The 24,789-nt window shown below is 67.1% G+C and carries 23 protein-coding genes and 2 pseudogenes; 6 read left to right on the top strand and 19 right to left on the bottom strand.

The window, feature by feature from the left end; translation table 11 throughout:
- Positions 1 to 3: 3 nt before the first annotated feature.
- The 7 genes from rodA to LC039_RS04665 all read right to left on the bottom strand — a co-directional run bounded on the left by rodA (position 4) and on the right by LC039_RS04665 (position 7,229).
- The gene (gene rodA, locus LC039_RS04695) at positions 4 to 1,143 is read right to left on the bottom strand and encodes a rod shape-determining protein RodA (RefSeq protein WP_226621905.1); all 1,140 of its coding nucleotides are present in this window, start codon (positions 1,141 to 1,143) and stop codon (positions 4 to 6) included.
- Positions 1,140 to 3,059 carry a penicillin-binding protein 2 gene (gene mrdA, locus LC039_RS04690; protein WP_226621904.1) on the bottom strand — a complete coding sequence of 640 codons (1,920 nt, stop codon included), beginning with the start codon at positions 3,057 to 3,059 and terminating at the stop codon, positions 1,140 to 1,142. Before mrdA ends, rodA begins: the two co-directional genes overlap by 4 nt.
- Complete coding sequence (locus tag LC039_RS04685) at positions 3,056 to 3,598, bottom strand: rod shape-determining protein MreD (protein ID WP_226621903.1); 543 nt, start codon at positions 3,596 to 3,598, stop codon at positions 3,056 to 3,058. Before LC039_RS04685 ends, mrdA begins: the two co-directional genes overlap by 4 nt.
- The gene (mreC, locus tag LC039_RS04680) at positions 3,591 to 4,550 is read right to left on the bottom strand and encodes a rod shape-determining protein MreC (protein WP_226621902.1); all 960 of its coding nucleotides are present in this window, start codon (positions 4,548 to 4,550) and stop codon (positions 3,591 to 3,593) included. Before mreC ends, LC039_RS04685 begins: the two co-directional genes overlap by 8 nt.
- 118 nt (positions 4,551 to 4,668) lie before the next feature.
- Positions 4,669 to 5,715, bottom strand: a complete 1,047-nt coding sequence (locus LC039_RS04675; RefSeq protein ID WP_092425222.1) for a rod shape-determining protein — start codon at positions 5,713 to 5,715, stop codon at positions 4,669 to 4,671.
- Positions 5,716 to 6,035: 320 nt separating this feature from the next.
- Positions 6,036 to 6,485, bottom strand: coding sequence for a YtoQ family protein (locus LC039_RS04670; protein ID WP_224843848.1), 450 nt, complete (start codon positions 6,483 to 6,485; stop codon positions 6,036 to 6,038).
- Positions 6,486 to 6,566: 81 nt separating this feature from the next.
- The gene (locus tag LC039_RS04665; RefSeq protein WP_226621901.1) at positions 6,567 to 7,229 is read right to left on the bottom strand and encodes a hypothetical protein; all 663 of its coding nucleotides are present in this window, start codon (positions 7,227 to 7,229) and stop codon (positions 6,567 to 6,569) included.
- Between the two features lie 343 nt (positions 7,230 to 7,572).
- Here LC039_RS04665 and LC039_RS04660 point away from each other — a divergent pair, with 343 nt between their 5' ends.
- A complete protein-coding gene (locus LC039_RS04660) occupies positions 7,573 to 8,733 on the top strand; it encodes a sugar-transfer associated ATP-grasp domain-containing protein (protein WP_226621900.1) in 1,161 nt (386 codons plus the stop codon).
- A gap of 186 nt (positions 8,734 to 8,919) precedes the next feature.
- Here LC039_RS04660 and LC039_RS04655 read toward each other — a convergent pair.
- Positions 8,920 to 9,357, bottom strand: a pseudogene (locus LC039_RS04655) (glycine cleavage T C-terminal barrel domain-containing protein); the annotation flags it as partial.
- Positions 9,358 to 9,410: 53 nt separating this feature from the next.
- A pseudogene (locus LC039_RS27055) lies at positions 9,411 to 9,512 on the bottom strand (FAD-dependent oxidoreductase); the annotation flags it as partial.
- 415 nt (positions 9,513 to 9,927) lie between these two features.
- Between LC039_RS27055 and mscL the strand changes: the two are divergent.
- Entirely contained in the window at positions 9,928 to 10,350 is a 423-nt protein-coding gene (gene mscL, locus LC039_RS04650) for a large conductance mechanosensitive channel protein MscL (RefSeq protein ID WP_226621899.1), read from the top strand.
- Positions 10,351 to 10,464: 114 nt separating this feature from the next.
- A complete protein-coding gene (locus tag LC039_RS04645) occupies positions 10,465 to 11,352 on the top strand; it encodes a cation diffusion facilitator family transporter (RefSeq protein WP_226621898.1) in 888 nt (295 codons plus the stop codon).
- A 142-nt stretch (positions 11,353 to 11,494) separates the two neighbouring features.
- On the opposite strand, the gene ald is transcribed toward LC039_RS04645, so the two are convergent.
- Positions 11,495 to 12,613, bottom strand: coding sequence for an alanine dehydrogenase (gene ald, locus LC039_RS04640; RefSeq protein ID WP_226621897.1), 1,119 nt, complete (start codon positions 12,611 to 12,613; stop codon positions 11,495 to 11,497).
- 150 nt (positions 12,614 to 12,763) lie between these two features.
- Here ald and LC039_RS04635 point away from each other — a divergent pair, with 150 nt between their 5' ends.
- The 3 genes from LC039_RS04635 to LC039_RS04625 all read left to right on the top strand — a co-directional run bounded on the left by LC039_RS04635 (position 12,764) and on the right by LC039_RS04625 (position 15,313).
- On the top strand, positions 12,764 to 13,222 hold the full coding sequence (locus tag LC039_RS04635) for an Lrp/AsnC family transcriptional regulator (RefSeq protein WP_092425238.1): 459 nt from the start codon (positions 12,764 to 12,766) through the stop codon (positions 13,220 to 13,222).
- A gap of 81 nt (positions 13,223 to 13,303) precedes the next feature.
- Positions 13,304 to 14,881 carry a GMC family oxidoreductase gene (locus LC039_RS04630; RefSeq protein WP_226621896.1) on the top strand — a complete coding sequence of 526 codons (1,578 nt, stop codon included), beginning with the start codon at positions 13,304 to 13,306 and terminating at the stop codon, positions 14,879 to 14,881.
- A gap of 105 nt (positions 14,882 to 14,986) precedes the next feature.
- Positions 14,987 to 15,313: a hypothetical protein gene (locus tag LC039_RS04625; protein ID WP_226621895.1), complete on the top strand. Its 327-nt coding sequence runs from the start codon at positions 14,987 to 14,989 to the stop codon at positions 15,311 to 15,313.
- A 202-nt stretch (positions 15,314 to 15,515) separates the two neighbouring features.
- Here the strand turns inward: LC039_RS04625 and ccoS are convergent, their stop codons facing one another.
- From ccoS to ccoN, 9 genes are all read right to left on the bottom strand, one after another.
- Entirely contained in the window at positions 15,516 to 15,677 is a 162-nt protein-coding gene (gene ccoS / locus LC039_RS04620; protein WP_226621894.1) for a cbb3-type cytochrome oxidase assembly protein CcoS, read from the bottom strand.
- Complete coding sequence (locus tag LC039_RS04615) at positions 15,674 to 17,884, bottom strand: heavy metal translocating P-type ATPase (protein WP_226621893.1); 2,211 nt, start codon at positions 17,882 to 17,884, stop codon at positions 15,674 to 15,676. Before LC039_RS04615 ends, ccoS begins: the two co-directional genes overlap by 4 nt.
- Before the next feature lie 4 nt (positions 17,885 to 17,888).
- Complete coding sequence (locus LC039_RS04610) at positions 17,889 to 18,362, bottom strand: FixH family protein (protein WP_226621892.1); 474 nt, start codon at positions 18,360 to 18,362, stop codon at positions 17,889 to 17,891.
- Positions 18,362 to 19,795, bottom strand: coding sequence for a cytochrome c oxidase accessory protein CcoG (gene ccoG / locus LC039_RS04605; protein WP_226621891.1), 1,434 nt, complete (start codon positions 19,793 to 19,795; stop codon positions 18,362 to 18,364). The genes LC039_RS04610 and ccoG overlap by 1 nt, the downstream gene beginning before the upstream one ends.
- 90 nt (positions 19,796 to 19,885) lie before the next feature.
- Positions 19,886 to 20,764: a LysR substrate-binding domain-containing protein gene (locus LC039_RS04600; protein WP_226621890.1), complete on the bottom strand. Its 879-nt coding sequence runs from the start codon at positions 20,762 to 20,764 to the stop codon at positions 19,886 to 19,888.
- A gap of 461 nt (positions 20,765 to 21,225) precedes the next feature.
- On the bottom strand, positions 21,226 to 22,113 hold the full coding sequence (ccoP, locus tag LC039_RS04595; RefSeq protein WP_226621889.1) for a cytochrome-c oxidase, cbb3-type subunit III: 888 nt from the start codon (positions 22,111 to 22,113) through the stop codon (positions 21,226 to 21,228).
- 13 nt (positions 22,114 to 22,126) lie between these two features.
- Positions 22,127 to 22,324 carry a cbb3-type cytochrome c oxidase subunit 3 gene (locus LC039_RS04590; protein WP_226621888.1) on the bottom strand — a complete coding sequence of 66 codons (198 nt, stop codon included), beginning with the start codon at positions 22,322 to 22,324 and terminating at the stop codon, positions 22,127 to 22,129.
- A gap of 12 nt (positions 22,325 to 22,336) precedes the next feature.
- Positions 22,337 to 23,065 carry a cytochrome-c oxidase, cbb3-type subunit II gene (ccoO, locus tag LC039_RS04585; RefSeq protein WP_226621887.1) on the bottom strand — a complete coding sequence of 243 codons (729 nt, stop codon included), beginning with the start codon at positions 23,063 to 23,065 and terminating at the stop codon, positions 22,337 to 22,339.
- Between the two features lie 12 nt (positions 23,066 to 23,077).
- Entirely contained in the window at positions 23,078 to 24,691 is a 1,614-nt protein-coding gene (gene ccoN / locus LC039_RS04580) for a cytochrome-c oxidase, cbb3-type subunit I (RefSeq protein WP_226621886.1), read from the bottom strand.
- Between the last annotated feature and the right edge of the window lie 98 nt (positions 24,692 to 24,789).

Here is a 24,789-nt window from a genome sequence, read left to right as displayed (position 1 = left end):
CGGCTAGCGTGGTCTGTGGATGTGGGCACTCTGTACCAGCCCGAAGGCGATCATCAACACCAGCATGGCCGAGCCGCCGTAGCTGACCATCGGCAGCGGCACGCCGACCACCGGCGCGAGGCCCATGACCATCGACATGTTGACCGCGAAGTAGAGGAAGAAGGTCAGCCCGATGCCTAGCGTCAGCAGCGAGGAGAAGCGGTCGCGGTTGCGCAGCGCGGCAAAGATGCAGAACAGCAGGATCAGCACGTAGAGCACCAGCAGCGAGACGCCGCCGACGAAGCCGAACTCCTCGGCCAGCGTATTGAAGATGAAATCGGTATGCTTCTCGGGCAGGAAGTTCAGCCGCGACTGGGTGCCCTGCATGAAGCCGCGCCCGGTCCAGCCGCCCGAGCCCATGGCGATCTTCGCCTGGGTGATGTGGTAGCCCGCGCCCAGGGGATCGGTGGAGGGATCGAGGAAGGTGTCGATGCGCCGGAACTGGTAGTCCTTGAGCAACTGCCAGTCGGTGCCGCGCGACTCGAAGACGGTGAAGATCGTGCCCACCCCGGCGGCGATCACCACGGCGAAGTAGGCCCAGTGCACCCCGGCGAGGAACATGATCAGCCCGCCGCCGATCATCAGCAGCAGGGCGGTGCCGAGGTCGGGCTGGATCAGCGTCAGCCCGGTGGGGATCAGGATCAGCAGGATCGGCATCAGCACCCAAAGCGGATGCGAGGTCTTCCGGAGCGGCAGCCAGTCGTAATAGGCGGCCAGCACCATGACCAGCGCGATCTTCATCAGCTCCGAGGGCTGCAGCCGCATGAAGCCGATGTCGATCCAGCGCTGCGCGCCCATGCCGACGGTGCCGAAGAGCTCCACCGCGACCAGCAGCGCCAGCGAGCCGAGGTAGGCCAGCACCGACAGGTTGCGCCAGAGCCAGATCGGCACCATCGCCACCACGAACATCGCCGCCAGCCCGAGGCCGAAGCGTTTCATCTGCGGTTCGGCCCAAGTGTCGAGCCGCCCGCCGGCCACCGAGTAGAGCATCAGGAAGCCGACGCAGGCGACCGCGCTCAGCAGGATCACCAGCGGCCAGTTGATGTAGAGCACCTTGCGCCAGCCCGTGGGCGTGGTCTTGACCGTGTATTCGAGATAGCTCACGCGCGCCCCCGTGCCTGCTCGGCGCGCTCGCGGCGCTCGCGGTCGAGCCGCTCCTGCAGCTCCTTGATCTTGTCGTGGTCCGACGAGGGGTAGGCGTCGAGCGGCGGGGTGCCGCCGTAAAGCGCCTGCAGCGCCACGTCGCGCAGGATGGGCGCCCCGGCCGACGAGCCGCCGCCGCCATGCTCGACGACCACCGAGACCGCGATGCGCGGGGCATGCACCGGCCCGAAGCCCACGAAGAGCGCGTGGTCGCGCTCGATCCAGGGCACGTCTTCGTTGCTCACCACGCGGTTGCGGACCTGCGCCGTGCCCGACTTGCCTGCGAGTTCGTAGCCCTCGGCGACCACGCGCGAACGGTAGCCGGTGCCGCGCACGGTGTTCATCACCGACGACATGCCCTTGCGCACCCAGCGCAGGTGGTTGGGGTTGATGTCGAGCTCCTGGCCGCCGACCAGCTCTGTCTCGACCCCGTCGATGGTCTTGACGAGCCGCGGGTGCACCGCGCGGCCGGTGGCGATGCGGGCGGTCATGATCGCGAGCTGAAGCGGCGAGGTCAGAACGAAGCCCTGGCCGATCGAGGCGTTCACGGTGTCGCCGATCAGCCAGCTCTTGCCGCGCTCGCGCTGCTTCCAGTCCTTGTCGGGCATGATGCCGGAGGTGGTCGCCGACATCGGCACGTCCGGCGCGATGCCGAGCCCGAGACGCCGCCCGACATCGGCAATGCGGTCGATGCCGACTTTCATCGCCACGTCGTAGAAGAACACGTCGCAGCTCTGCTGCAGCGCCTGCTCCAGGTTCAGGTGACCGTGGCCGGCTCGTTTCCAGCAATGGAACCGGCGCGAGCCGACCTCGAGGTGGCCCGGGCACCAGACCGTGTCGTCGGGCGAAAGCACCCCGGCCTCGAGCGCCGCCAGCGCGGTGACCATCTTGAAGGTCGAGCCGGGCGGGTAGGCATCCTGCACGGTCTTCGAGGCGAGCGGGCGGTGATCGTTGTCGCGCAGGATCGAGTAGTCGGCGACCGAGATGCCGCGCACGAACTTGTTGGGATCGAAGGACGGCGCCGAGGCGATGGCCAGAAGGTCGCCCTTTTCCACGTCCATGACCACGCAGGAGGCGGATTCATGCCCCAGCCGCGCCTGCACGTAGTCCTGCAGGTCGGCGTCGATGGTGAGCTGGATGTCGGCGCCGTTGTCGCCCTCGCGGCGGTCGAGCTCGCGCATCACCCGGCCCACGGCGTTGACCTCGACGCGCTTGGCCCCGGCCTTGCCGCGCAGCTGTTCCTCGTACTTGGCCTCGACCCCGACCTTGCCGATCTGGAAGCGCGGGATGTGCAGCACCGGCTCGGGATCCTCGTAGCGCGCGAGATCGCGCTCGGAGACCGGGCCGACGTAGCCGACCACATGGGCGAAGTTGCCGTGGTCGGGATAGAAGCGGGACAGGCCGACCTCGGGGGTGACGCCGGGCAGGGCAGGGGCGTTGACCGCGACGCGGCTGATCGAGTCCCAGCTCACCCGGTCGGCCACGGTGACCGGCAGGAAGGGCGGCGAGCGGCGCATCTCGGCCAGCGCGCGGTTCAGCTCGTCCTCGTCCAGCTCGACCAGGGCCGAGAGCTTGGCGATCACGTCCTCGACGTCGCCGGCGTCCTCGCGGACGATGGTAATGCGGTAGGTCGGGGTGTTCTCGGCGACGATCCGGCCATTGCGGTCGAAGATGCGTCCGCGGCTCGGCGGGATCAGGCGGATATTGATCCGGTTCTCCTCGGCCAGCAGGCGGAACTCGTCGGCCTGGTCGACCTGCATGTGGTGCATGCGTAGGCCCAGCATCCCGGCGAAGCCGAGCTGGGCGCCACCCAGCAGCAGCGCCCGGCGCGAGATGCGGCGCCAGCTGTCGGAGCTTTCCTTTGGAGTGCGTCTCACATCGGTCTCCCGGCATGGTCGAAATCGCCCGGCGCCATCCGGCGCACGCCGAACAGCCCCTGCGAGAGGAGGACGACGAGAGGATAGCAGATGACGGTGGTGGCGTATCGCATGAGCGCAAGGAAAGAGGTTCCCTCGGGCACGATCAAGAGGCCCAGCACCAGCCGGAACAGGATCGTGATCACCGCCAGCACCACGGCGACGGTGATCCATTCCATCAGGAAGGTGGTCTCGCGCCGTGGCCGGTCGCGGCTCTTCAGTGCCTCGGTGGCCATCAGCACCAGCACCGCCCAGAGACCCGGCGGGCGCTGGAACAGCAGGTCCGCCATCAGCATCACCCCGGCGACCAGCAGCGCCGGCACGTAGTCGGGCCGTCGCTGCGCCCAGGCGAAGCACAGGGCGGTCAGCACGTCCGGCCCGGCGTAGGACGACGGCATCAGGTCGAGCGGGAGCAGGTGGTAGAAGATCAGCGCGAAGGTCAGCGCCACGAAGGTGGCCCGCATCATCCAGACCTTGGCCGGACGGCTGCTCTCAGCCATTGCCGGCCTCCGCGGCAGCGCCGGTGTCGGCATCGCTCAGTGGCGGCACGGTGGGATCGGTCACCGCTTCGGGCTGCGGCGCCTCGGGCGGGGTCTCGGGCAGGATCAGGCCCGACGGGGTGCTGACCCGCCGCGCGCCGTGGTCACGCAGCACGCGCAGGAACTCCAGCCGCTCGTAGTCGGCGGCGAGCCGCACGCGCAGCCGTCCGCCCGGATCCTGCGCCACCTGGCCGATGAGCAGCCCCGGCGGAAAGACCTCGCCGTCGCCGGAGGTGACGATGCGGTCGCCGGGCTTCACCATATCGGGGTTCTCGAGGAAATCGATCGGCGGGTTGGCGGAGTTGTCTCCGACCACCATGGCGCGCTGGCCCGAGGGCTGGATGGTCGCGGGGATGCGGCTGGTGGCATCGGTGAGCAGGATCACACGCGAGGTGTTGTTGCCCACGCCGGAAATGCGCCCGACGACGCCGATGCCGTCCATCGTGGCCCAGCCGTCGACGACACCGTCGCGCGAGCCGACGTTGATCAGCACCGACTGCCGGAAGGGCGAGCCGCTGTCGGCCAGAACCACGCCGGTGATGTAGGTGAGCCGCGGGTCAAGCTGCACGTTGTTCAGGTCGCGCAGCTTGGCGTTTTCCTGTTCCAGCTGCAGCGCGGCTTCCTTCCAGGCGGTCATCCGGCGCAGCTCGCGCCGCAGTTCCTGGTTCTGCTCGTGGATGCGTTGGTAGGACTGGAAGTCGCGCAGGATCTTCACCGCGCCGGTGACCGGGGCCATCGCCCAGTCGAAGCCGGGCATCACCGTGTCGATCACCTGCGCGCGGAAGCGCTCGACCCGCGGACTGTCGATGCGCCAGAGGATGAAGAGCCCGGTGAGGCACAGGATCAGCACCGCCAGAAGCAGGCGCTTCAGCGGGGCGGCGTAGTCTTCGCTGTTCGTGCCGTGTTTCGCCATCGGGTCTCTGCGTGTGGCCTTGGAGGCGCGCGCGCCTCACGGGGTGTGCAGGGCGGGGGCGGGCAAGGCCACGCTCCCGCCCCGGACTATGCCGCAGCCGGAATGATCCCGAAAGGGATCAGCTGTCGTAATCGATCGCGTGCTGCAGCTGCTTCTCGTATTCCAGCGCCTTGCCGGTGCCGAGCGCCACGCAGTTGAGGCTTTCCTCGGCGATCGACACCGCGAGGCCGGTCTGCTCGCGCAGCGCCAGGTCGAGATCGCCCAGCAGCGCGCCGCCGCCGGTCAGCATGACGCCGCGGTCGACAATGTCGGCGGCCAGATCCGGCGGGGTCGCCTCGAGCGCGGACATCACCGCCTCGCAGATCGCCTGCACCGGCTCGGCCAACGCCTCGGCCACCTGGGCCTGGCTGATCTCGGTTTCCTTCGGCACGCCGTTCAGCAGGTCGCGGCCGCGGATCTGCATCGAGCTGCCGCGCCCGTCGTCGGGCATGCGCGCGGTGCCGATCGAGGTCTTGATACGCTCGGCGGTGGCATCGCCCACCAGCAGGTTCTGCTGGCGGCGCAGGTAGTTGACGATGGCCTCGTCCATGCGGTCGCCGCCGACGCGGATCGAGCGCGCGTAGACGATGTCACCCAGCGAGAGCACGGCCACCTCGGTGGTGCCGCCGCCGATGTCGACGACCATGTTGCCGGTCGGATCGGTGATCGGCATGCCGGCACCGATGGCGGCGGCGATCGGCTCGGCGATGAGGCCGGCCTTGCGCGCGCCGGCGCTCAGCACCGACTGACGGATCGCCCGCTTTTCCACCGGCGTGGCGCCATGCGGCACGCAGACGATGATCTTCGGCTTCGAGAAGGTCGAGCGCTTGTGCACCTTGCGGATGAAATGCTTGATCATCTCTTCCGCGGTATCGAAGTCCGCGATGACGCCTTCGCGCATCGGCCGGATCGCTTCGATGGAGCCGGGGGTGCGCCCCAGCATGAGCTTTGCATCCTCGCCGACGGCCAGCACCTTCTTGACGCCGTCCTTGACGTGATAGGCCACAACCGACGGTTCGGACAGAATGATTCCGCGACCTTTCACGTAGACCAGCGTGTTCGCCGTGCCGAGGTCGATGGCCATGTCCGCCGAGAAGGCGCCCATGAGTCTGTCCAGTCCAAACATTAAGTGTCCCGCCCCAGAAATACGCGTTTTGGCCCTCGACTCCCCGTGAGCGAAGGCTCGGGTCTTATAGGGTTCTACGGCGCGGCAAAAAAGCCCCCCGCCAGCGCAAATGCGCGTGAAATCGCGTGTGAAGGCTTGAAGCCGCACATGCGGGCAAGAATGTCGGCGCGACTCGCAGGTGAGCGGCGCGGCGCATCCCCCGACATTTGCTGGCGAAAGGGGCGCGCTGGGTCTGCCCGCCCCTTGCCCTGTTTGGCGCGGCAAGGCGAGCCGCGCCGTGGCGTCAACCTGCTGGGGTCAAAGCCTATTATTCGGGCAGCTCATTCGGGCAGGGCGCCGGTCAAGACGTAGCGCAGCGTCGCCACCACCTCTTCGGGCTCGCGGGTCACGGCCAGCGCGGCGGCGTCGACTTCCTTCAGGGCGTGGTCATGCTCGGGGCGCTGCAGGATGATCAGCGACTTGCCGAGCGCCGCGGCATAGCCGGCATCGAAGGCGGCGTTCCACTGCTTGTACTGCTCGCCGAAGCGCACCACGACCACGTCGGCATCGGCGATCGCCTTGCGGGTGCGGATGGCGTTCATCTTGGCGCCCTTGTGGTCATGCCAGAACTTGCTGTCCTCGGCGCCGAGGATCGCCACGCCGCAGTCATCGCTGGCGGCATGGTCGGTGACCGGCGCGCTGAAGGTCACGTCGAGCCCCTGTGCGCCCTCGATGATGCGCTCGCGCCAGTCGGTGTGAATCTCCCCCGAGAGATAGACGTTGAGTCCCATGCGGTGTCCCTTCCGTGTCCCTTTGTGCCGGGCAACCTATGTGCTGGCGGCGGCGAGACAACCGCAAAGGCCCCGCGGGGATCAGAATTCGTGCCGGTAGGAGACGCCGAGCTTCTGCTCGTCGCCGAAATCGTTGTCGACGTAGGAGCCGAAAAGCGCCACCGTATCGGCCTCGGTCAGGTGGTAGGACAGGCCGCCGCCGAGCGAAACGCCCTGAAAATCATCCGCGCCGCGGGTGTAGATGCCGCCCGTCAGGAAGGTGAGTTTCTCGTTGAAGGGGCGGATGGCGAACATGCCGACATAGCCGCTGTTGTTGCTGACCTCGACGTCGAAGGTCTCGTGCAGCTCGACGCTGGTGACCGCGACCGTGCCTTCGCTGTAGGTGTAGCCGAAGGGAGTAAAGAGCTGCCACTTGCCGGTCTTCAGGCCCATGGCGGTCAGCGGGACGAAGCCTCCCAGCGAGTAGCGCGTCTGTTCCGAGCCGTTGTCGAATTCGTTCTTCCCGGCGGAGAAGGTCAGGATGCCGAAGGAAAAGAGGTAGGAGGCGCCGAGCGACCACTGCCCGCTCTCCGAGATGCGCGCATTGACCTTGGTCACCGGACCGAAGGCGAGCGAACCGGAGACCGAGAACTCGTCGGAGTAGGAGACACCGGCCTTGGTGGCGATCTTGGTCGGGTCTTCAGGGCTCTTCTCTTGCTGCGCGGTGGCGGGCGCCGCGAGAGAGAGGCAGATAGCGACGGCCATGAGACGGGGTGCAGCGATGCGGTGGACGCAATTATCCAAGAGGATGTCCCTTTGAAAAAGCTTCGAAAAATGCACGTCACCCGAGGGCTGTGCCGGGCGCATGCCGCAAGTCTATCGGCGCGAACCCATACGGCAAGCACCATTTCAGGTAGAGCGGGTCCATGCCGAGGCTTTTCTGGCCAGTTGACGCAGCTTTGGCGCGCGCTCGAGCCAAGTTGTTGCGCCGCAGTTGCCTAAGAGCGCTGCAATTGAAGTCTCGCGGCGGGATTGTTTCTGAGGGTTCCGTAATCTCGCCGCATTTCCGATATAGCGATCAAGGAGTTATCGAGCAGAGAGATTTTCCATGTCCACAGCCACCCCCGCGACAAGGGCGCTTCTCGCCGCCCCGCCGGTCCCTAAGTCGCCCGCCTCGCAGTTGATCATCGACGTTGCGCGCAAGCACAAGGTCTCGCCCCTTCGCCAGTTGCGCGAGATGGTGTCTCTGAGTTTTGGCCGGGGCAAGCTCGATCTGTACGAATACTACACCAGCGGTTGCTTCAGCCCCGATCTAAGCCCGGCCCAAAAGCGTGAATTTGTGGGCTCCAGGGGAAGCGCTCAGCTCAACAATAGTCTGTCCCCCATTGCCGCGACCCCGAGCCGGGAGTTCATCCGGGACAAGGTGCTCTATCCTGCGCTCCTGGCGCAGGTCGGCCTGCGCACTACGCGGACGCAGGCCGTGGCCTTCGGCAACAGGGCCTACGGCCGTATTCCGATGCTGACGACGGTCGAGGAGATCCGCGAATTTCTGCTCGAGGTCGCAGACTACCCGATCTTCGGAAAGCCGACGGCCGGATCGGCAAACGTTGGCTCGACCTTTATCAAGACAATCGATCGCGACACAGCTCAACTGAGCCTCGCCAACGGGAGCGTCATCAGCATTGACGAACTAATCGACGAGATCGTGGCGAATTTCTCAACCGGGTTCACCTTTCAATCGGCGGTGATCCAACACTCGCAGCTTCAAGAAATCATCGGCACCCCCGTTGGTACGGTCCGCGTGGTGACCCTGCGCGACGACAAGGGGATCGCTCCGTTGAATGCGGTCTGGCAGATCCCCTCGCCGAAGGCGATGTCTGACAATTGCTGGCAGGCCGGTGCGATGCTGGCCGAGATTGATCTTGCGACAGGTCGGTTGAAGACATGCAGGCGAGGAACCGGGCTGGAGGCCGAGTGGCTCGAGGCCCATCCCGTGAGTGGCGTAAATCTTCCCGGCTTTCAGATGCCGTTTTGGGAAGAGCTTCTGGCCCTTGCTTGCGAGGGGCACGCGCTCTTTCCGGAATTCGGCGTTTTTGGCTGGGATATCGCGGTGGCGCAGGATGGTCCGCTGATCATCGAGTGCAACGCCAACAACCCGGGTCACACCCTCTATCAGAAGGCGACCGGACGCGGCATCCTGAACGAAGACTTCAAGCCGCGGTTCGAGGCCGCAGCGGACTACAGCGCGCGTTCGGCGAAGCGGGGATAGGCTCGAAGCGGGAGAGGACACAGGGGGTCTTCTCATGAAACGAGGGCCGCATGTGATGCGGCCCTCGGTCGGTTTCGGCGTTCAGCTCTGCGGGAGCGTTTCCATTGGAATTGCCCGGGGGCAGGGGGAAGGGGACGTTGAAAAGCAGGCCGACGTGATGAACGCCGGCCCACGCGCGCAAGGCGCTCAGCCGTCGATGCGGATCGTCGCGTTGGTGGGATCGTAGGGGCTGTCCTCGGTCACCTCGGCATCCCAGAGCTTGCCCTGCATCTTAACCTTCAGCTTGGTGCCGGCCACGGCCTGCTCGGGCTTGCCGTAGCCCATGCCGATCGACGTGCCGAAGGCCCCCGAGTGGCCGCCCGAGGTCAGACGCCCGACGCGGGTCTCGCCATGGAACAGCGCCTCGCGGCCCCAGAGGTCGGCATCTTCGGGCCCGTCAATCAGAACGGTGACGCATTTCGAACGCACGCCCGTCGCTTCCAATGCGGCCGTGCCGGCGAAGTCTTTCGCCAGGTCAATGAAGCGCGGCAGGTCCGCCTCCATCGACGTCGCATCGCGGCCAAGCTCGTGGCCGTAGGCGCGGTAGCTCTTCTTCTGGCGCAGCCAGTTCTGGGCGCGGGTGCCTTCTGCCGCTCGTAGGCGGGGGCAGTGCGCAGCGGGCGTTCCTCGTCCCGTTCCAGCGGCATCACGTCCGACCAGCCCGCCTTGGCGAGATGGTCGGCTATCGAGGCTCCGACGGCACCACCGCCGACCACCAGGACTTTCACGTCCGTCTTCATGTATCCGCATCTCCCGCAGGCATTTGCCCGATGCATGGTGGGGAACGTTGCGGCGCCAAAGGATCGCCCCGCCTTTCCATAGCTGGAAAGCGACATGCGGGACGCTGCGTGCCTCGGCGCGCATCAGGACCGCGGAATTTGCCCTGAAAACCGCAATTTCGGGGCGACCGGACCGCGAAAATTTTCAGCACGTCCCCGTCGCCCCCGGAACCGGGGCCGCGCGGAGCGCCGAAAACGACAGGCGGCGCAGCCTCCGTCAGACAGTTGCGCGCAAAAAATGAGTGTTTGGTGCATCTTGGGGGGCGGCGCGGTGGAGTCGGACCCGGTTTTCCGTGGCGTCACCGGGGCAAACGTGCCACCTCTGGACCCGAAAATTTCGTCCGCGCCGCACAGCCGCGCCAAGGGAAGCAGACACATGATTCAGGAATTCAGGGACTTCATCGCCAAGGGCAACGTCATGGACATGGCGGTGGGCATCATCGTCGGTGCCGCCTTCACGGCCATCGTCAAGTCGCTGGTGGGCGACATCTTCAACCCGGTCATCGCCCTGTTCACCGGCGGCATCGATTTCACGGGCTGGTTCTACGCGCTCGACGGCGGCGACTACGCCTCGCTCGCGGCGGCGCAGGAGGCCGGAGCGCCGGTCTTCGCCATCGGCAGCTTCCTGATGGCGGTGATCAACTTCTTCATCATCGCCTTCGTGGTCTTCATGCTGGTCAAGATGGTCAACCGCATCAAGTCGGCGGCCGAGAAGCCCGATGAAGTCGCTCCCGAAGTGAAGACCGGCCCGTCCGAGCTCGACATCCTGATCGAGATCCGCGACGCGCTGAAGAAGTGATCCAGGTTGCGCATTCTGCAGTCCCGCCATGCAGGCCGGGATCCCGATGCGGGTTCCGGGTTGCGAGCTTCAGACGACATCGCTAAGTCGCCCGGACCCCTCCGGAGATTCAGTATGACACGCAGCGTGAAAATCGCCATCGGCAGCGTATTCGTCGGCATTCTCGTGCTCGCGATCAAGACCCTCGCCTGGTGGCTGACCGGCTCGGTGGCGCTGATGTCGGACGCGCTGGAGAGCATCGTCAACGTCGCGACGGCTCTGGCGGCGCTGCTGGCGATCCATATCGCCGCGCAGCCGGCGGATGCGGATCACCCCTTCGGCCACCACAAGGCCGAGTATTTCAGCGCCGTGCTCGAAGGCGTGCTGATCGTCGTCGCCGCGGTGCTGATTCTGCGCGAGGCCTGGGGGGCCTGGCTGCAGCCCGGGGCGATCGAGCAGGTCGGTCTCGGCCTCGCCATCAACCTCTTTGCCGGGGCGCTCAACGCGCTCTGGTGCTTCGTGCTGCTGCGCGAGGGCCGCAAGCTGAACTCCCCGGCGCTGGTCGCCGACGGCAAACACCTGCTGACCGATGTCTTCTCCTCGGCCGGGGTGGCGGTCGGTGTCGGCGCCGCGGCGCTGACCGGCTGGCTCTGGCTCGACGCGCTGCTCGCGGCGCTGGTGGCGGTGAACATCCTGTGGTCGGGCTGGCAGGTGATCCGCGGCTCGGTCGGCGGGCTGATGGACGCGGCGGTGCCCGAGAGCGAACTGGCCGAGATGCGCGCGGTGATCTCCGCCAATGCCGAGGGCGCGGTCGAGGCACACGACCTGCGCTCGCGTCGGGCCGGGCAGGCGGTCTTCCTCGAGTTCCACCTGGTGGTGCCGGGGGACATGACCGTGGATTGCGCGCATGAGATCTGCGACCGCATCGAGCACGCGCTGCGCGAGGCGATCGACGGGTGCCGGGTGACCATCCACGTCGAGCCCGAGCACAAGGCCAAGCATTCGGGAATCGTGGTGCTCTGACGGCGAAGGGCGAGGGGGCTCTGCCCCCAGCCGCCTGCGGCAGCTTCCCCCGGGATATTTGATCCTAGAAGAAAGGGCGGGCGCTTTTTGGCGGCCCGCCCTTCTTGTTTTGGCGATGCTTGTTTTGGCGATGCGGGGCCGGTCAGGCGGCCAGCGCTTTCTCGATGCTTTCCAGCGGCAGGTTCAGCGCGCGGGCGACGGCGGCATTGGTGATCTGCCCGTCGTGCACGTTGAGCCCGGCCTGCAGGTGCGGATCCTCGGCGCAGGCGACGCGCCAGCCCTTGCCGGCGAGCGCCAGCATGAAGGGCAGCGTGGCGTTGCCGAGCGCCAGCGTCGAGCTGCGCGGCACCGCGCCGGGCATATTGGCGACGCAATAGTGCTGGATGCCGTCGACGGTGTAGACCGGGTCCTGGTGGGTGGTGGCCTTCGAGGTCTCGAAGCAGCCGCCCTGGTCGATCGCCACGTCCACCAGCACCGCGCCGGGCTTCATGGTCCCGAGCTGTGCGCGGCTGACCAGCTTCGGCGCGGCGGCGCCGGGGATCAGCACCGCGCCGATCACCATGTCGGCCTCGGCCAGCAGCTCGGCCACCGCGCCCTCGGTCGAGTAGCGGTTCTTGAACAGGCTGCCGAAGGTCTCGTCGAGCTGGCGCAGCCGCGGCAGCGAGCGGTCGAGCACGGTGACATCCGCGCCCATGCCGGCGGCGATGCGCGCCGCGTGGGTGCCGACGACGCCGCCGCCGAGCACCACCACGTTGGCCGGGCCGACGCCGGGCACGCCGCCCATCAGCACGCCGCGGCCGCCGTTGGCCTTCTGCAGCGACCAGGCGCCCATCTGCGGCGCCAGCCGCCCCGCCACCTCGGACATCGGCGCCAGCAGCGGCAGCCCGCCGCGCGCGTCGGTCACCGTCTCGTAGGCGATGCAGGTGGCGCCGGACTCGAGCAGGTCATGGGTCTGCTCGGGATCGGGGGCGAGGTGCAGGTAGGTGAACAGGAGCTGGCCACGCGAAAGCTGCTTGCGCTCGACGGCCTGGGGCTCCTTGACCTTGACGATCATCTCGGCCTCGCCCCAGATTTCCTCGGCGGTGGCGGCGATGCGGGCGCCGGCGGCGGTGTAATCCTCGTCGGAGAAACCGGCACCGAGACCCGCGCCCTGCTGCACGATTACCTCGTGGCCATGGCTGGCGGCCTCGCGCGCCGCATTGGGGGTGAGGCCGACGCGATATTCCTGCGGTTTGATCTCTGTCGGGCAGCCGATTTTCATGATAGTTCCTCCTCCTGGCCCGTTCGGGCGCGTTTTGATGGCTCCAGAATGCGCCTCCCCGCGTGCAATTTCCTTGCTGAAGTGTCCGGTCCAAAGCGCTATTGGGGGAAGAATCTTCGACCAAAGCCCCGAGTTTTCGAAAGACCACGCATGCAACTCGACGATACCGACCGCCGCATCCTGCGCGCGCTGCAGAAGCAGGGCCGCATGTCCAACGCGGAACTGTCGGAAAAGGTGAACCTCTCGGCCTCGGCCTGCCACCGGCGGGTGCAGCGGCTGGAGGCCGAGGGCTACGTGAAGGACTACGTGGCGCTGCTCAACGCGCGCAAGCTGGGGCTGGCGAGCACGGTCTTCGTCGAGATCCGCCTCAGCGCCCAGGCCGACGAGGTTCTGGACGCCTTCGAGAAGGCGGTGGCGCGGGTGCCCGCGGTGCTGGAATGCCACCTGATGGCGGGCACGGCGGATTACATCCTCAAGGTGGTGGCCGAGGACACCGAGGATTTCGCCCGCATCCACCGCCAGTACCTCACCCGCCTGCCGGGCGTGGCGCAGATGCAGTCGAGCTTCGCGCTGCGCACCGTGTTCAAGACCACCGCCCTGCCGCTCTGACCTCCCTGCGCCGCCATGACGCCTTGCGGGTCTGCCGCGCCCTGACTTACCTTCGGGAAGAGTGAGGAGCCGGGAGGGAAAATGGCGTTCGATCATGTGATTGTCGGCGCGGGCAGCGCCGGATGCGTGCTGGCCAAGCGGCTCGCCGAGGGCGGGCGCCGGGTGCTGCTGCTCGAGGCGGGCGGGCGCGACAGCTACCACTGGATCCACATCCCGATGGGCTACCTCTATTGCATCGGCAACCCGCGCACCGACTGGTGCTACAAGACCGCCGAGGAGAAGGGTCTCAACGGCCGATCGCTGCTCTACCCGCGCGGCAAGGTGCTGGGCGGCTGTTCGTCGATCAACGGCATGCTCTACCTGCGCGGCCAGGCGGCGGATTACGACGGCTGGCGGCAGATGGGGCTGACCGGCTGGGGCTGGGACGACGTGCTGCCCTTCTTCAAGAAGTCCGAGGATTACGTCGACGGGCCCTCCGAGGCGCATGGCGCCGGCGGCGAGTGGCGGGTCGAGAACCAGCGCCTGCACTGGGACATCCTCGACGACTGGATGAAGGCGGCCGAGGCCGAGGGCATCCCGCGGGTCGATGACTTCAACGCGGGCGACAACGAGGGCGTCAGCTACTTTCGGGTCAACCAGCGCAACGGCTGGCGGATGAACACCGCGAAGGCCTTCCTGCGCACCACCCGCACGGACCGGCTGAAGGTCGAGACGCAGGCGCATGTGACCCGCCTGCTGATCGAGGGGCGGCGGGTCGTCGGCGTCGAATACGAACAGGGCGGCCAGCGCCACCAGGTGCGGCCCGAGGGCGAGGTGATCCTCTCCGCGGGCGCGGTGAATTCACCGCATCTCCTGCAGCTCTCGGGCATCGGCCCGGCCGGTCACCTGCGCGAACACGGTATCGACGTGGCGCTCGATGCGCCGGAGGTGGGCGGCAACCTTCAGGACCACCTGCAGCTGCGCTGCGCCTGGCGGCTGACCGGCGCCAAGACCCTGAACACGCTGGCCAGCACGCTCTTCGGCAAGGGTAAGATCGGCCTCGACTACGTGCTGCGGCGGCGCGGGCCCATGTCCATGGCGCCCTCGCAACTCGGCGCCTTCTCGCGCTCGCGCGACGGGCTTGCGACGGCGGATCTCGAGTACCACGTGCAGCCGCTCTCGCTGGAAGCCTTCGGCCAGCCACTGCACAACTTTCCTGCGATGACCGCCAGCGTGTGCAACCTGCGCCCCGAGAGCCGGGGCACGGTGCGGCTGGTCTCCGGCGACAGCCGCGCCGCGCCGGTGATCGCGCCCAACTACCTGTCGACCGAGGGCGACCGGCGGGTCGCCGCCGATGCGATCCGGCAGGTGCGGCGGATCATGGGGCAGGCGCCGATGGCCCGCTACGCCCCGGAGGAGCTGAAACCGGGCCTGCAGTTCGAGACCGAGGAGGAGCTGTACCGCGCTGCGGGCGAGGTCGGCACCACGATCTTCCACCCGGTGGGCACGGTGCGCATGGGCGCCGAGGACAGCGCCCCGCTCGACCCGCAGCTGCGCTTTCGCGGGCTTTCGGGGCTGCGCGTCGTCGATGCCAGCGTCATGCCGCGGATCCCCTCGGGCAACACCAATGCGCCGACGATCATGATCGCCGAGAAGGCCGCCGAGATGATCCTGGAATGATCCTGGGGTGATCCTGCAATGATCCCCTGCGGTTGTGCGGGAACCGTGCTATGCTCAGGCGTGTTTGACACTCAAGACTTTGCCACATGCATTTGGAGACTGCCGATGAAAGCCCTTTCGCCGATCGCCGCAGCGGTCCTTTCGCTGAGTTTTGCCGCCCCGGCGCTTGCCGGGGATTTCACCGTCTACGAGGGCGCGCCCGCCGACCGCAATGTCGACGAGAGCCGCTACTTCTCGCGGCTTGATCTGAACAACGACAGCGTCCTGACGTGGTCGGAGCTGGTCGCGGCCTTCGGGGATGGCGCCTTCGACGCGATTATGGCCTTCGATGCCAATGCCGACCGGATGATCACCCGGAACGAGATGCGCGCCTATACCGACCTCGGCACCGGCAAGCCTGCGGGGCTGCTGCACGAGAGCGTGCGCGGCTGAGCTTGCAGGGGAGGGGGCGCTGCCCCCTCGCCGCGGCGCGGCTCACCCCCGGAATATTTTCGCCTAGGCGAAGACAGGGGTATGCGCAGCCACAGGTGCACGAAGACAGGGGAAGACGGGGAAGGGCGGCGCGACGCGTCCTTCGTCTAGATCAAAAAAATCCCCGCCGGAGGCAGGCCCGCAGGGCCTCGTTTTGGCAGGCTCAGTCCTGCTTGGGGCGGTCGTCGTACTGACCCGAGAGGATGCGCTGCGCGTCGCCCTCGGGGTCGTCGTACTGGCGGCTCTTCACGGTGAAGACGAAGAAGCCGAGCCCCAGCCCTCCGAGGATCAGCGAGATCGGGATGAGATAGGCAAGGATGTTCATTGCGTGTCCTTCAGCCCCGGGCCTTTCAGGCGCAGTGCGTTCAGCGAGACGGTGATCGAGGAGGCCGACATGGCCAGCGCCGCGATCAACGGCGAGCAGAGCCCGGCGACGGCCAGCGGCACGGCGATCACATTGTACCAGGTGGCGATGGCGAAGTTCTGGCGGATGCGCCTTGTCGCCTTGCCGGCCACCGCCAGCGCGCCGGGGATCGGCGCGAGGGATCGGCCCAGCAGCACGATGTCCGAGGCGGTGCGCGCCGCATCCAGCGCCGAGGCGGGGGAGATCGAGACATGGGCGCCGGCCAGCGCGGCCGTGTCGTTGAGCCCGTCGCCGACCATCAGCACGTGTCTGCCCGCGCCCGAGAGCGCCCGGATCCGCGCCGCCTTGTCCTGCGGCAGCGCCTCGGCGATCCATTGCGGAATCTGCAGCCGCGTTGCCAGCGCCTCGACCGCGGCGGTGCTGTCACCGGAGATCAGGATCACCTGCTTGCCCATCTTCCCGAGCGCCGAGATGGTTTCTTCGGCACCGTCCCTCAAACTGTCCTCGAAGGTGAAGACCTGCGCCGGGCCTTGCCCAATGCGCAGCCAGGCGGAGGTGGTGGCGCTCTGCCCGCCGCCGACCCAGGCGGCGCGGCCGAGCCGCACGGGCTCTCCGCGCCAGAGCGCCTCGGTGCCATGGCCGGGCACCTCGTTGATGCCGGTGACCTCGGTGGGGGTGATCCCGGCGGCGCGCAGCGCGGCGGTCAGCGAGACCGAGAGCGGGTGGGCAGAGCCCTCGGCGAGGGCGAGGGCGATCTCCAGGTCGTGGTGGGTGAAATCATCGCGGTTGGTCAGCGTCGGCGTGCCCGCGGTCAGCGTGCCGGTCTTGTCGAAGACCACCGTGTCGACCTCGGCCAGCCGCTCGAGCGCGGTGCCGTCCTTGATCAGCAGCCCCTGCTTGAAGAGCCGTCCCGAGGCGGCGGTGGTCACCGCGGGCACCGCAAGGCCGAGCGCACAGGGACAGGTGATGATCAGCACGGCGGCGGCGATATTGAGCGCAACGCGGAAATCGCCCGACCAGAGCAGCCAACCCAGGAAGGCCAGCGCGGCGAGGATATGCACGCCGGGCGCGTAGAGCTTGGCAGCCTTGTCGGCGAGCGGCGTGTAATTTTCGCGGCCCGACTCGGCCACGGCCACCAGATCGGCCATGCGGTGCAGCGAGGTGTCGCGGCCCACCGCCGAGGCGCGGATCACCAGCGGGCCGGTGAGGTTCACCTCGCCCGCGCTGACCGTCTGCCCGGGGGCGGCGTAGACGGGCAGGGTCTCGCCGGTGAGCAGCGAGCGGTCGAGCTCGGACAACCCCTCGCGGATCTCGCCGTCGACCGGCATGCGCCCGCCGGGGCGCACGCGGATCAGGTCGCCGACGCGCAGCTCCGAGGCCGGCACCTGCTCTTCGCCCGCCTCGGTGAGCCGCCAGGCGCGCGGCACTTCCAGCGCCGAAAGCTCCTCGGCGGCGGAGCGGGCGATGGCGCGGGTGCGGTGGTCGAGGTAGCGCCCGGTGAGCAGGAAGAAGGTCAGCGCGATGGCCGCGTCGAAATAGGCGTGCTCGCCCGAGAGCATGGTTTCCCAGAGCGAGGTGACGATGGCCAGCAGGATCGCCAGCGAGATCGGCACGTCCATGTTGAGATGCCCGGCGCGCAGCGCGGTCCAGGCGTTGCGGAAGAAGGGCTGGGCAGAGAAGGCGATGGTGGGCAGCACGATGGCCGCCGAGACCCAGTGGAAGAGATCGCGCGTCGGCCCCTCGGCGCCGGACCAGACGGCGATCGACAGCAGCATCACGTTCATCGCGGCAAAGCCCGCGACGGCGAGGCGCATCAGCAGGTCGCGCCCGGCCTTGTCGGTGGCGGTGGCCGCCAGCGTGCCGGCGTCGAGCTCATGCGCCTCGTAGCCCGCCGCCTCGACCACGGGGATCAGCGCCTCGGCGGTGATCTCGGGCGCGGCCTCGATGCGCACGCGCTTCTGGCTGAGGTTGACCCGGGCGCTGTGCACGCCGGTCACCTTTTCGAGCGCGGTCTCGACCGCAGTCATGCAGGCGGCGCAATGGATGCTGGGCAGCGAGAGCGCCAGCTTCGCCTCGGTTGGCTGCACGCGCTCGGCCAGCGCCTCGGCGGCGGGGGCGGCGACGCAGGCCGGGCAGGCGGAGGCGGGCGGGCGCAGGGTGGCGGTCATCCGGTCAGTCCCTGATGAAGAATTCCAGGCGTTGCTCGAAATGCGTGCCGTCTTCGGAGCGGGCCTTCACCCAGACGTTCCAATGCCCTGCTGCGAGGGCGTCGGCGGCGACGAACTGGCGGCCATCCCAGAAGAACTCGGGGGTGTGGTCGTCCTTGACGTGGGTCGAGCGGCCGAGCGTGGCGGTCATCTCGGCGGGCTTCACCGGCAAACCCTCGGCATCGGTGAACCGCAGCACCACCGCGCCGTCGCGCGGCTCGGCATGGGCGGTCCAGCGCAGGGCCTCCTGTTCGGCGCGGCGCGCGTCGAAGGTCTGGCTGGCGACGTAGGAGTTCGGCACCTCGAGCCCGGGGAAGGTGGCGATGGCATTGTAGGCCAGCGCGATGTTCACCGCGATGATCACCCCGAAGGCACCGCCGAAGATCGCCAGCACGTGCCAGCCGGTGAGCTTGCGTCCGCTATCTTGTGCTTCGGTCATCAGTTGTCCCGTCCGTTGAAGATGGTTTCCTTGCCGGCGCGGTCGCCGGTGGTGAGGTCCTCGACCCAGATGTGGAACTCGGTGCGTTCCGCCTGCGCCTCGGGGGTGCCTTCGGGTGCGGTCACGTAGACCCGTTGAAGGTGCGTCTCGTTGGCGGGCACGTCAACGGTCATGTCGTCCTCCCCCTCGAGGCTGATCTGCAGGGCGGCGTCATCCGAAAGCGACAGCTGGAAGGGCCTGTCCTCGCCATGCTTGTTGAGCAGCCGCACGTCGTAGGTGTTGCGGATCGAGCCGTCCGAGAGCACCACGAAGGTCGGATTGCGCACCGGCGCGACGCTAAGCTCGATCTCGGGACGCATCACCAGCGCGACGACGAGGCCGAGGCCGACCAGCGACCAGAGCGCGGTGTAGAGGATGACGCGCGGACGGAAGATGTGCTTCCAGACCTTGCGCGGTGCGTGGCCGTCGCGCTCGCGGGTCTCGTCCGACAGGGCGAGGTAGTCGATCAGCCCGCGCGGCTTGCCGATCTTCTCCATCACGTCGTCGCAGGCGTCGATGCAGAGCGCGCAGGTGATGCAGGCGAGCTGCTGGCCGTCGCGGATGTCGATGCCCATGGGGCAGACGTTGACGCAGGCGTTGCAGTCGATGCAGTCGCCGAGGTTCTCGGCGCCCTCCGCCTTGCGGTGCTTGCCGCGCGGCTCGCCGCGCCAGTCGCGGTAGCCGACGGTGAGCGTGTCCTCGTCCATCATCGCCGCCTGGATGCGCGGCCAGGGGCAGGCGTAGATGCAGATCTGCTCGCGGGCGAAGCCGCCGAAGGCGAAGGTGGTGGCGGTCAGGATCAGGATGGTGGTGTAGGCCACCGGGTGGGCGTTGCCGGTCACCAGGTCGACCAGCAGCGTCGGGGCGTCGGTGAAATAGAACACCCAGGCGCCGCCGGTGGCCAGCGCGATGAGCAGCCAGGCGACCCATTTGGTCACGCGCAGCCGGGCCTTGCGGACATCCCATTTCTTCTGCCGGTGCAGGCGCAGGCGGGCGTTGCGGTCGCCCTCGATCCAGCGCTCGACCAGGATGAAGAGGTCGGTCCAGACGGTCTGCGGGCAGGCGTAGCCGCACCAGACCCGCCCCAGCGCCGAGGTGAAGAGGAAGAGCCCGAGCCCCGCCATGATCAGCAGGCCCGCGACGAAGTAGAACTCGTGCGGCCAGATCTCGATGAAGAAAAAGAAGAAACGTCGGTTGGCGAGATCGACCAGCACCGCCTGGTCAGGCAGCTGCGGTCCGCGGTCCCAGCGCAGCCAGGGGGTGACGTAGTAGATGCCCAGCAGGACGAGCATCAGCACCCACTTGAGATTGCGGAAATGCCCGCGCACGCGGCGGGGAAAGATCGGCTCGCGCGCCGCGTAGAGCGAGGGCGCGCCTGGTTGGGTCTCGGACACCGCAGGTACTCCGGTTCGAATCTGCCTGTGCCGCCCGTTCTGACGCCGCGGCGCCTCCCGAACTTTGACCTGCATCAATAAGCATATCTTTCACTTAGCTTTTGCGGCTTCTCGTCGCAGCCAGGTGGTGAACAGGCGCAGGGGGGCGCGCAGCACGCCGGGGCGGGTGACCAGATAATACCCCTTCAGGCGGCTGTCTTCGAAGAGAAGTCGCAACCGCCCCGCGGCGATGTCGTCCTCGGCGAAGACCCGGGCGGTGATGGCGATGCCGTGACCCTGCCGCGCCGCCTCGAGCATCAGGTTGCCGGGCAGCGAGCTGACCCCCTGCCGCGCATCGTGGTCGATGCCGTACTCGGCGAACCAGTCGGTGGCCTCGTTGGTGCCGAGCTCCTGCAGCCAGTGGAAGCTGCGCAGCTCCGCCGGGTCGTCGTAGTCGCGGTCGCCGACCAGCCGCGGCGAGCCGACCAGCGCGATCGGCGATTCCACCAGCAGTTCCGACTCGAGCCCCGGCCAGCGGCCCGAGCCGTAGCGCAGCGCCACGTCGACGCCGCCCGGCTCGAGCGGCGCGAGCCGCGACGAGGGGTCGATCATCAGGCTGATCTCGGGGTGCGCCTCGCGGAACCGTGCCAGCCGCGGCATCAGCCAGGACGCGGCGAAGCTCGGCGTCGTGGTGATCGTCAGCGGCCGGTCGGCCTCGGCACCGGTCAGCGCCTCGATCTCCTGCGCTATGCGGCCGAAGCCCTCGGTCAGCGCCTGCGCGAGCCGGGCGCCTTCCTCGGTGAGCGCCATGGAGCGCCGGGACCGGTCGAGCAGCCCGATGCCGAGATGCGACTCGAGGTTACGTATCTGCTGGCTGATCGCCGCGTGGCTGACGTTCAGCGATGCGCCGGCCTTCTGTACCGATCCGGTCTCGGCATAGGCGGCAAAGGCCCTGAGCGCAGGGAGAGGGGGGAGAGAAGTCCAATTCATTATTTAAAACAATCTTACATGTCAGAATTCTTCCTGACTGGCTGGAATTTGGCCCCGGGTCAATAATGTTGGGGCGAAGCGAAATATTCAGGAGGTCAAAAGTGCTTGGAATATATGCGAAAACTTTCATGACTGCGACCCGGACAGACCTTGGAGCCGAGGCTCCGCAGCCTGCGCGTTCGACACATGCCGCCCGACCCGATGCGCCCGAGGCGCCCCGGGTGTGCGACGGGCGTCGCCGGGGTTTGGCTAGGATGATCGGCGGAATCTGGCCGCGTGCCAAGGGCAGAAATGTGCCTGTGGCGCATTGCAGGGGCTGAACCGGCCTGCTGCGACGTGAAACGTGCGCTTTCCGTGCAATCGCAAAATGAAAACGCCGGTGCCCCTGGAAACGCGCAAACAGGAGGGGGCACCGGCGTCTGGCCTCCGGACCGTCGGGCCCGGAGGTATCTTGCGTGGGGCTATTCGGAGGCTTCGCCGCCGCCGAGCCCGTGCACGTAGGTCGCCACGGCGCGGATCTCGGCTTCCGACAGGCGCGTGTTCCAGTTCGGCATGACGCCGAAGCGGGCGTTGGTCACCGTCTCGTGGATGGTCGCGTAGTCGCCGCCGTAGAGCCAGATCGCGTCGGTCAGGTTCGGCGCGCCCTGGAAGCGGTCGCCGGTGCCGTCCTCGCCATGGCAGGCGGCGCAGTTGTCCGCATAGACCGTGGCGCCTTCCTCGACCAGCGAGGCATCCTGCGGCTCCTCGCCCGAGAGGGTCATCACGTAGTTGCTGACCGCGGCGATCTGCTCGCGCTCCAGCAGCCCGTCGCGTCCGAAGGCGGGCATCTCCGAGTAGCGCGCATCGGGGTCGTCCTCGTTGCGGATGCCGTGGGTGATCGTGGTGTGGATCTCCTCGATCGAGCCGCCCCAGAGCCAGTCGTCGTCCAGCAGGTTGGGATAGCCCTTGGCCCCCGCCGCGCCCGAGCCGTGGCACTGCGCGCACCAGGTGCGGAAGACCGCGGCGCCGGCGTTCTGCGCGTAGCCGTTGAGCTCGGGATCGCTCGCGATCGAGGTCAGCTCGACCGAGGCGAGCTGCTCGTTGATCGGCGCGAGCTTGGCCTCCTGCGCCGAGATCTCCTCGGCGACGGCGCCGCGGGTGGACCAGCCGAGCAGGCCCGCGGTGGCCGAGCGCACGCCCGGCCAGGCGGGGTAGGCGATGGTGTAGCCGACGCCCCAGATGATGGTGGCGTAGAAGACCATCAGCCACCAGCGCGGCAGCGGCTTGTTGTACTCCTGGATACCATCCCAGGAATGGCCCGTGGTCTCGTAGTCGAGATCGTCTTTCTTGGTGTCTGTCTTGTCGCTCATGATCCTCGCCTCCTCACTTCTGGGCGGGTTTCTCGGGCGCGGAAGGCGCGACCGGGGCGGTGTCGTTGCGGAGCGGGATGCTTGCGGCATCGTCGTGGGTGCGCCTGGCGCCGGGGCGGAAGATCCAGAGGATCATCCCCACGAAGAACAGGAACATCGCCAGCAGGCCCCAGCTGTCCGCGAAGTGGCGCAGGGCGGAATAGGTGTCCATCTCGATCCCTCCTCAGCGGCTCGCGTCGGGCGTGAAGGTCGAGAAATCGACCAGCGTGCCGAGCATTTGCAGGTAGGCCACCAGCGCATCCATTTCCGAGATGCCCGGATCGCCGTCGAAGTTGCGCACGCTGACCTTCTCGCCGTAGCGCTCGAGCAGCCCGTCGTAGTCGGCATCGGGGTTCGCCTGGACCCGGAAGTCGGCCGAGGCGTTCTCGACCATCTCGTCGGTATAGGGCACGCCGACCATGCGGTGCGTCGCCAGAAGATCCTCCATGTGCGTGCCGTCGATCAGCTTGGCCGAGAGGAACCCGTATTTCGGCATCACCGATTCAGGCACCACGGACTGCGGGTCGGTCAGGTGATCCACGTGCCACTCGTCGGAGTAGCGGCCGCCGACGCGGGCGAGGTCGGGCCCCGTCCGCTTCGAGCCCCATTGGAACGGGTGGTCGTACTGCGACTCCGCCGCGAGGCTGTAGTGGCCGTAGCGCTCCACCTCGTCGCGCATCGGGCGGATCATCTGGCTGTGGCAGACGTAGCAGCCCTCGCGGATGTAGATGTCGCGCCCGGCCAGCTCCAGCGGCGTGTAGGGGCGCATGCCCTCCACGTCCTCGATGGTGTTTTCCAGGTAGAACAGCGGCACGATCTGCACCAGCCCGCCGATGGTCACCACCAGGAAGGCGAAGACGGCCAGCAGTGTGACGTTCTTCTCCAGGATCCCGTGTTTGTCGAGAATGCTCATCTTCGGCCCTCCTTATTCGGCCGGAGTGGCATGCGCCGTGGCGGTCTCGGCTTCGACAGCCGGAGCCCGTTTCACGGTCATCCACAGGTTGTAGCACATGATGATTGCGCCGGAGATGTAGAGCAGGCCGCCAAGGGCACGCACCACGTACATCGGGAACTTGGCAGACACGGTGTCGGCGAAGCTGTTGACGAGGAAGCCGTTGGCATCCACCTCGCGCCACATCAGGCCTTCCATGATGCCCGTGACCCACATCGACGCGGCGTAGAGCACGATGCCGATGGTGGCGAGCCAGAAGTGCCAGCTGACGAGGCTGAGGCTGTAGAGACGCTCACGGTTCCACAGTTTCGGCGTCAGGAAGTAGAGCGCGCCGAAGGTGATCATGCCGTTCCAGCCCAGGGCGCCGGAGTGCACGTGGCCGATGGTCCAGTCGGTGTAGTGCGACAGCGAGTTCACCGCGCGGATCGACATCATCGGGCCTTCGAAGGTCGACATGCCGTAGAAACCGATGGAGATCACCAGCATGCGCATGATCGGGTCGGTGCGCAGCTTGTCCCAGGCCCCCGAGAGGGTCATCAGGCCGTTGATCATGCCGCCCCAGCTGGGCATCCACAGGATGATCGAGAACACCATGCCGAGGGTCGAGGCCCAGTCGGGCAGGGCGGTGTAGTGCAGGTGGTGCGGACCGGCCCAGATGTAGATGAAGATCAGCGCCCAGAAGTGCACGATCGACAGCTTGTAGGAGAACACGGGGCGCTCGGCCTGCTTGGGCACGAAGTAGTACATCATGCCGAGGAAACCGGCGGTCAGGAAGAAGCCCACGGCGTTGTGGCCGTACCACCATTGCGTCATCGCGTCCTGCACGCCAGAGAACACCTGCACCGACTTGGAGCCCCAGATCGACACGGGGATGCTCAGGTTGTTGAAGATGTGCAGCATGGCGACGGTGATGATGAAGCTCAGGTAGAACCAGTTCGCCACGTAGATGTGGGGTTCCTTGCGCTTGATGATCGTGCCGACGAAGACCAGCAGGTAGGCGACCCAGACGACGGTCAGCAGCCAGTCGACGTACCATTCGGGCTCGGCGTATTCCTTGGACTGGGTGGCGCCCAGCAGGTAGCCGGTGGCGGCCAGGACGATGAACAGCTGGTAGCCCCAGAACACCCACCAGGCGAGGTTGCCGCCCCAGAGCCGGGTCGCCGAGGTCCGCTGGACGACGTAGAACGATGTGCAGATCAGCGCGTTGCCGCCAAAGGCGAAAATCACCGCCGAGGTGTGCAGCGGCCGCAGCCGCCCGAAGTTGGCAAAGCCCTGCGCCCACTCGAAATTGAGCGCCGGAAAGGCCAGCTGGGTGGCGATGAACACGCCGACCGCAAAGCCGACCACGCCCCAGAAGGCGGTTGCAATCACGCCGGCACGCACCACATCATCCATGTAGGAGAGTTCACGCACCTTGGGGGGCACCGGCTCGTCGGTGTTGCGGAGGGTCCAGAGGAACAGACCCGCCGCGATGAGGAAGATGGTCAGCGCATTGACCATGTAAGCCACGTCTCGTGCGTAATTGGCGGCAATCAGCGCAAAGAGCGCGACAACCCCCAGCACGATGAGCTTGATATAATTCAGCATCGTTCGTCCCTTCGTCTGACTCGCACGATTCGTTGACCGCGCGAGCGGTTCTGACTGACGGGGTTGTGAAGTGATTGACCCCGCCCAGCCTTGATCTG

Origin of the sequence: Alloyangia pacifica (assembly GCF_020524285.1) — a bacterium.
In the GTDB taxonomy this organism is placed as follows: Bacteria; Pseudomonadota; Alphaproteobacteria; order Rhodobacterales; family Rhodobacteraceae; genus Salipiger; species Salipiger pacificus_B.
The sequence above is the reverse complement of the archived record's forward strand: the minus strand, read 5'-3'. Positions and strand labels throughout refer to the sequence as shown.

Bases quoted from the DNA above. Each gene is read 5' to 3' on its own strand.
- LC039_RS04685 (WP_226621903.1), bottom strand. From the start codon at position 3,598: ATGGCTGAGAGCAGCCGTCCGGCCAAGGTCTGGATGATGCGGGCCACC.
- mreC (WP_226621902.1), bottom strand. From the start codon at position 4,550: ATGGCGAAACACGGCACGAACAGCGAAGACTACGCCGCCCCGCTGAAG.
- LC039_RS04675 (WP_092425222.1), bottom strand. From the start codon at position 5,715: ATGTTTGGACTGGACAGACTCATGGGCGCCTTCTCGGCGGACATGGCC.
- LC039_RS04670 (WP_224843848.1), bottom strand. From the start codon at position 6,485: ATGGGACTCAACGTCTATCTCTCGGGGGAGATTCACACCGACTGGCGC.
- LC039_RS04665 (WP_226621901.1), bottom strand. From the start codon at position 7,229: ATGGCCGTCGCTATCTGCCTCTCTCTCGCGGCGCCCGCCACCGCGCAG.
- LC039_RS04660 (WP_226621900.1), top strand. From the start codon at position 7,573: ATGTCCACAGCCACCCCCGCGACAAGGGCGCTTCTCGCCGCCCCGCCG.
- mscL (WP_226621899.1), top strand. From the start codon at position 9,928: ATGATTCAGGAATTCAGGGACTTCATCGCCAAGGGCAACGTCATGGAC.
- LC039_RS04645 (WP_226621898.1), top strand. From the start codon at position 10,465: ATGACACGCAGCGTGAAAATCGCCATCGGCAGCGTATTCGTCGGCATT.
- ald (WP_226621897.1), bottom strand. From the start codon at position 12,613: ATGAAAATCGGCTGCCCGACAGAGATCAAACCGCAGGAATATCGCGTC.
- LC039_RS04635 (WP_092425238.1), top strand. From the start codon at position 12,764: ATGCAACTCGACGATACCGACCGCCGCATCCTGCGCGCGCTGCAGAAG.
- LC039_RS04630 (WP_226621896.1), top strand. From the start codon at position 13,304: ATGGCGTTCGATCATGTGATTGTCGGCGCGGGCAGCGCCGGATGCGTG.
- LC039_RS04625 (WP_226621895.1), top strand. From the start codon at position 14,987: ATGAAAGCCCTTTCGCCGATCGCCGCAGCGGTCCTTTCGCTGAGTTTT.
- ccoS (WP_226621894.1), bottom strand. From the start codon at position 15,677: ATGAACATCCTTGCCTATCTCATCCCGATCTCGCTGATCCTCGGAGGG.
- LC039_RS04615 (WP_226621893.1), bottom strand. From the start codon at position 17,884: ATGACCGCCACCCTGCGCCCGCCCGCCTCCGCCTGCCCGGCCTGCGTC.
- LC039_RS04610 (WP_226621892.1), bottom strand. From the start codon at position 18,362: ATGACCGAAGCACAAGATAGCGGACGCAAGCTCACCGGCTGGCACGTG.
- LC039_RS04600 (WP_226621890.1), bottom strand. From the start codon at position 20,764: ATGAATTGGACTTCTCTCCCCCCTCTCCCTGCGCTCAGGGCCTTTGCC.
- ccoP (WP_226621889.1), bottom strand. From the start codon at position 22,113: ATGAGCGACAAGACAGACACCAAGAAAGACGATCTCGACTACGAGACC.
- LC039_RS04590 (WP_226621888.1), bottom strand. From the start codon at position 22,324: ATGGACACCTATTCCGCCCTGCGCCACTTCGCGGACAGCTGGGGCCTG.
- ccoO (WP_226621887.1), bottom strand. From the start codon at position 23,065: ATGAGCATTCTCGACAAACACGGGATCCTGGAGAAGAACGTCACACTG.
- ccoN (WP_226621886.1), bottom strand. From the start codon at position 24,691: ATGCTGAATTATATCAAGCTCATCGTGCTGGGGGTTGTCGCGCTCTTT.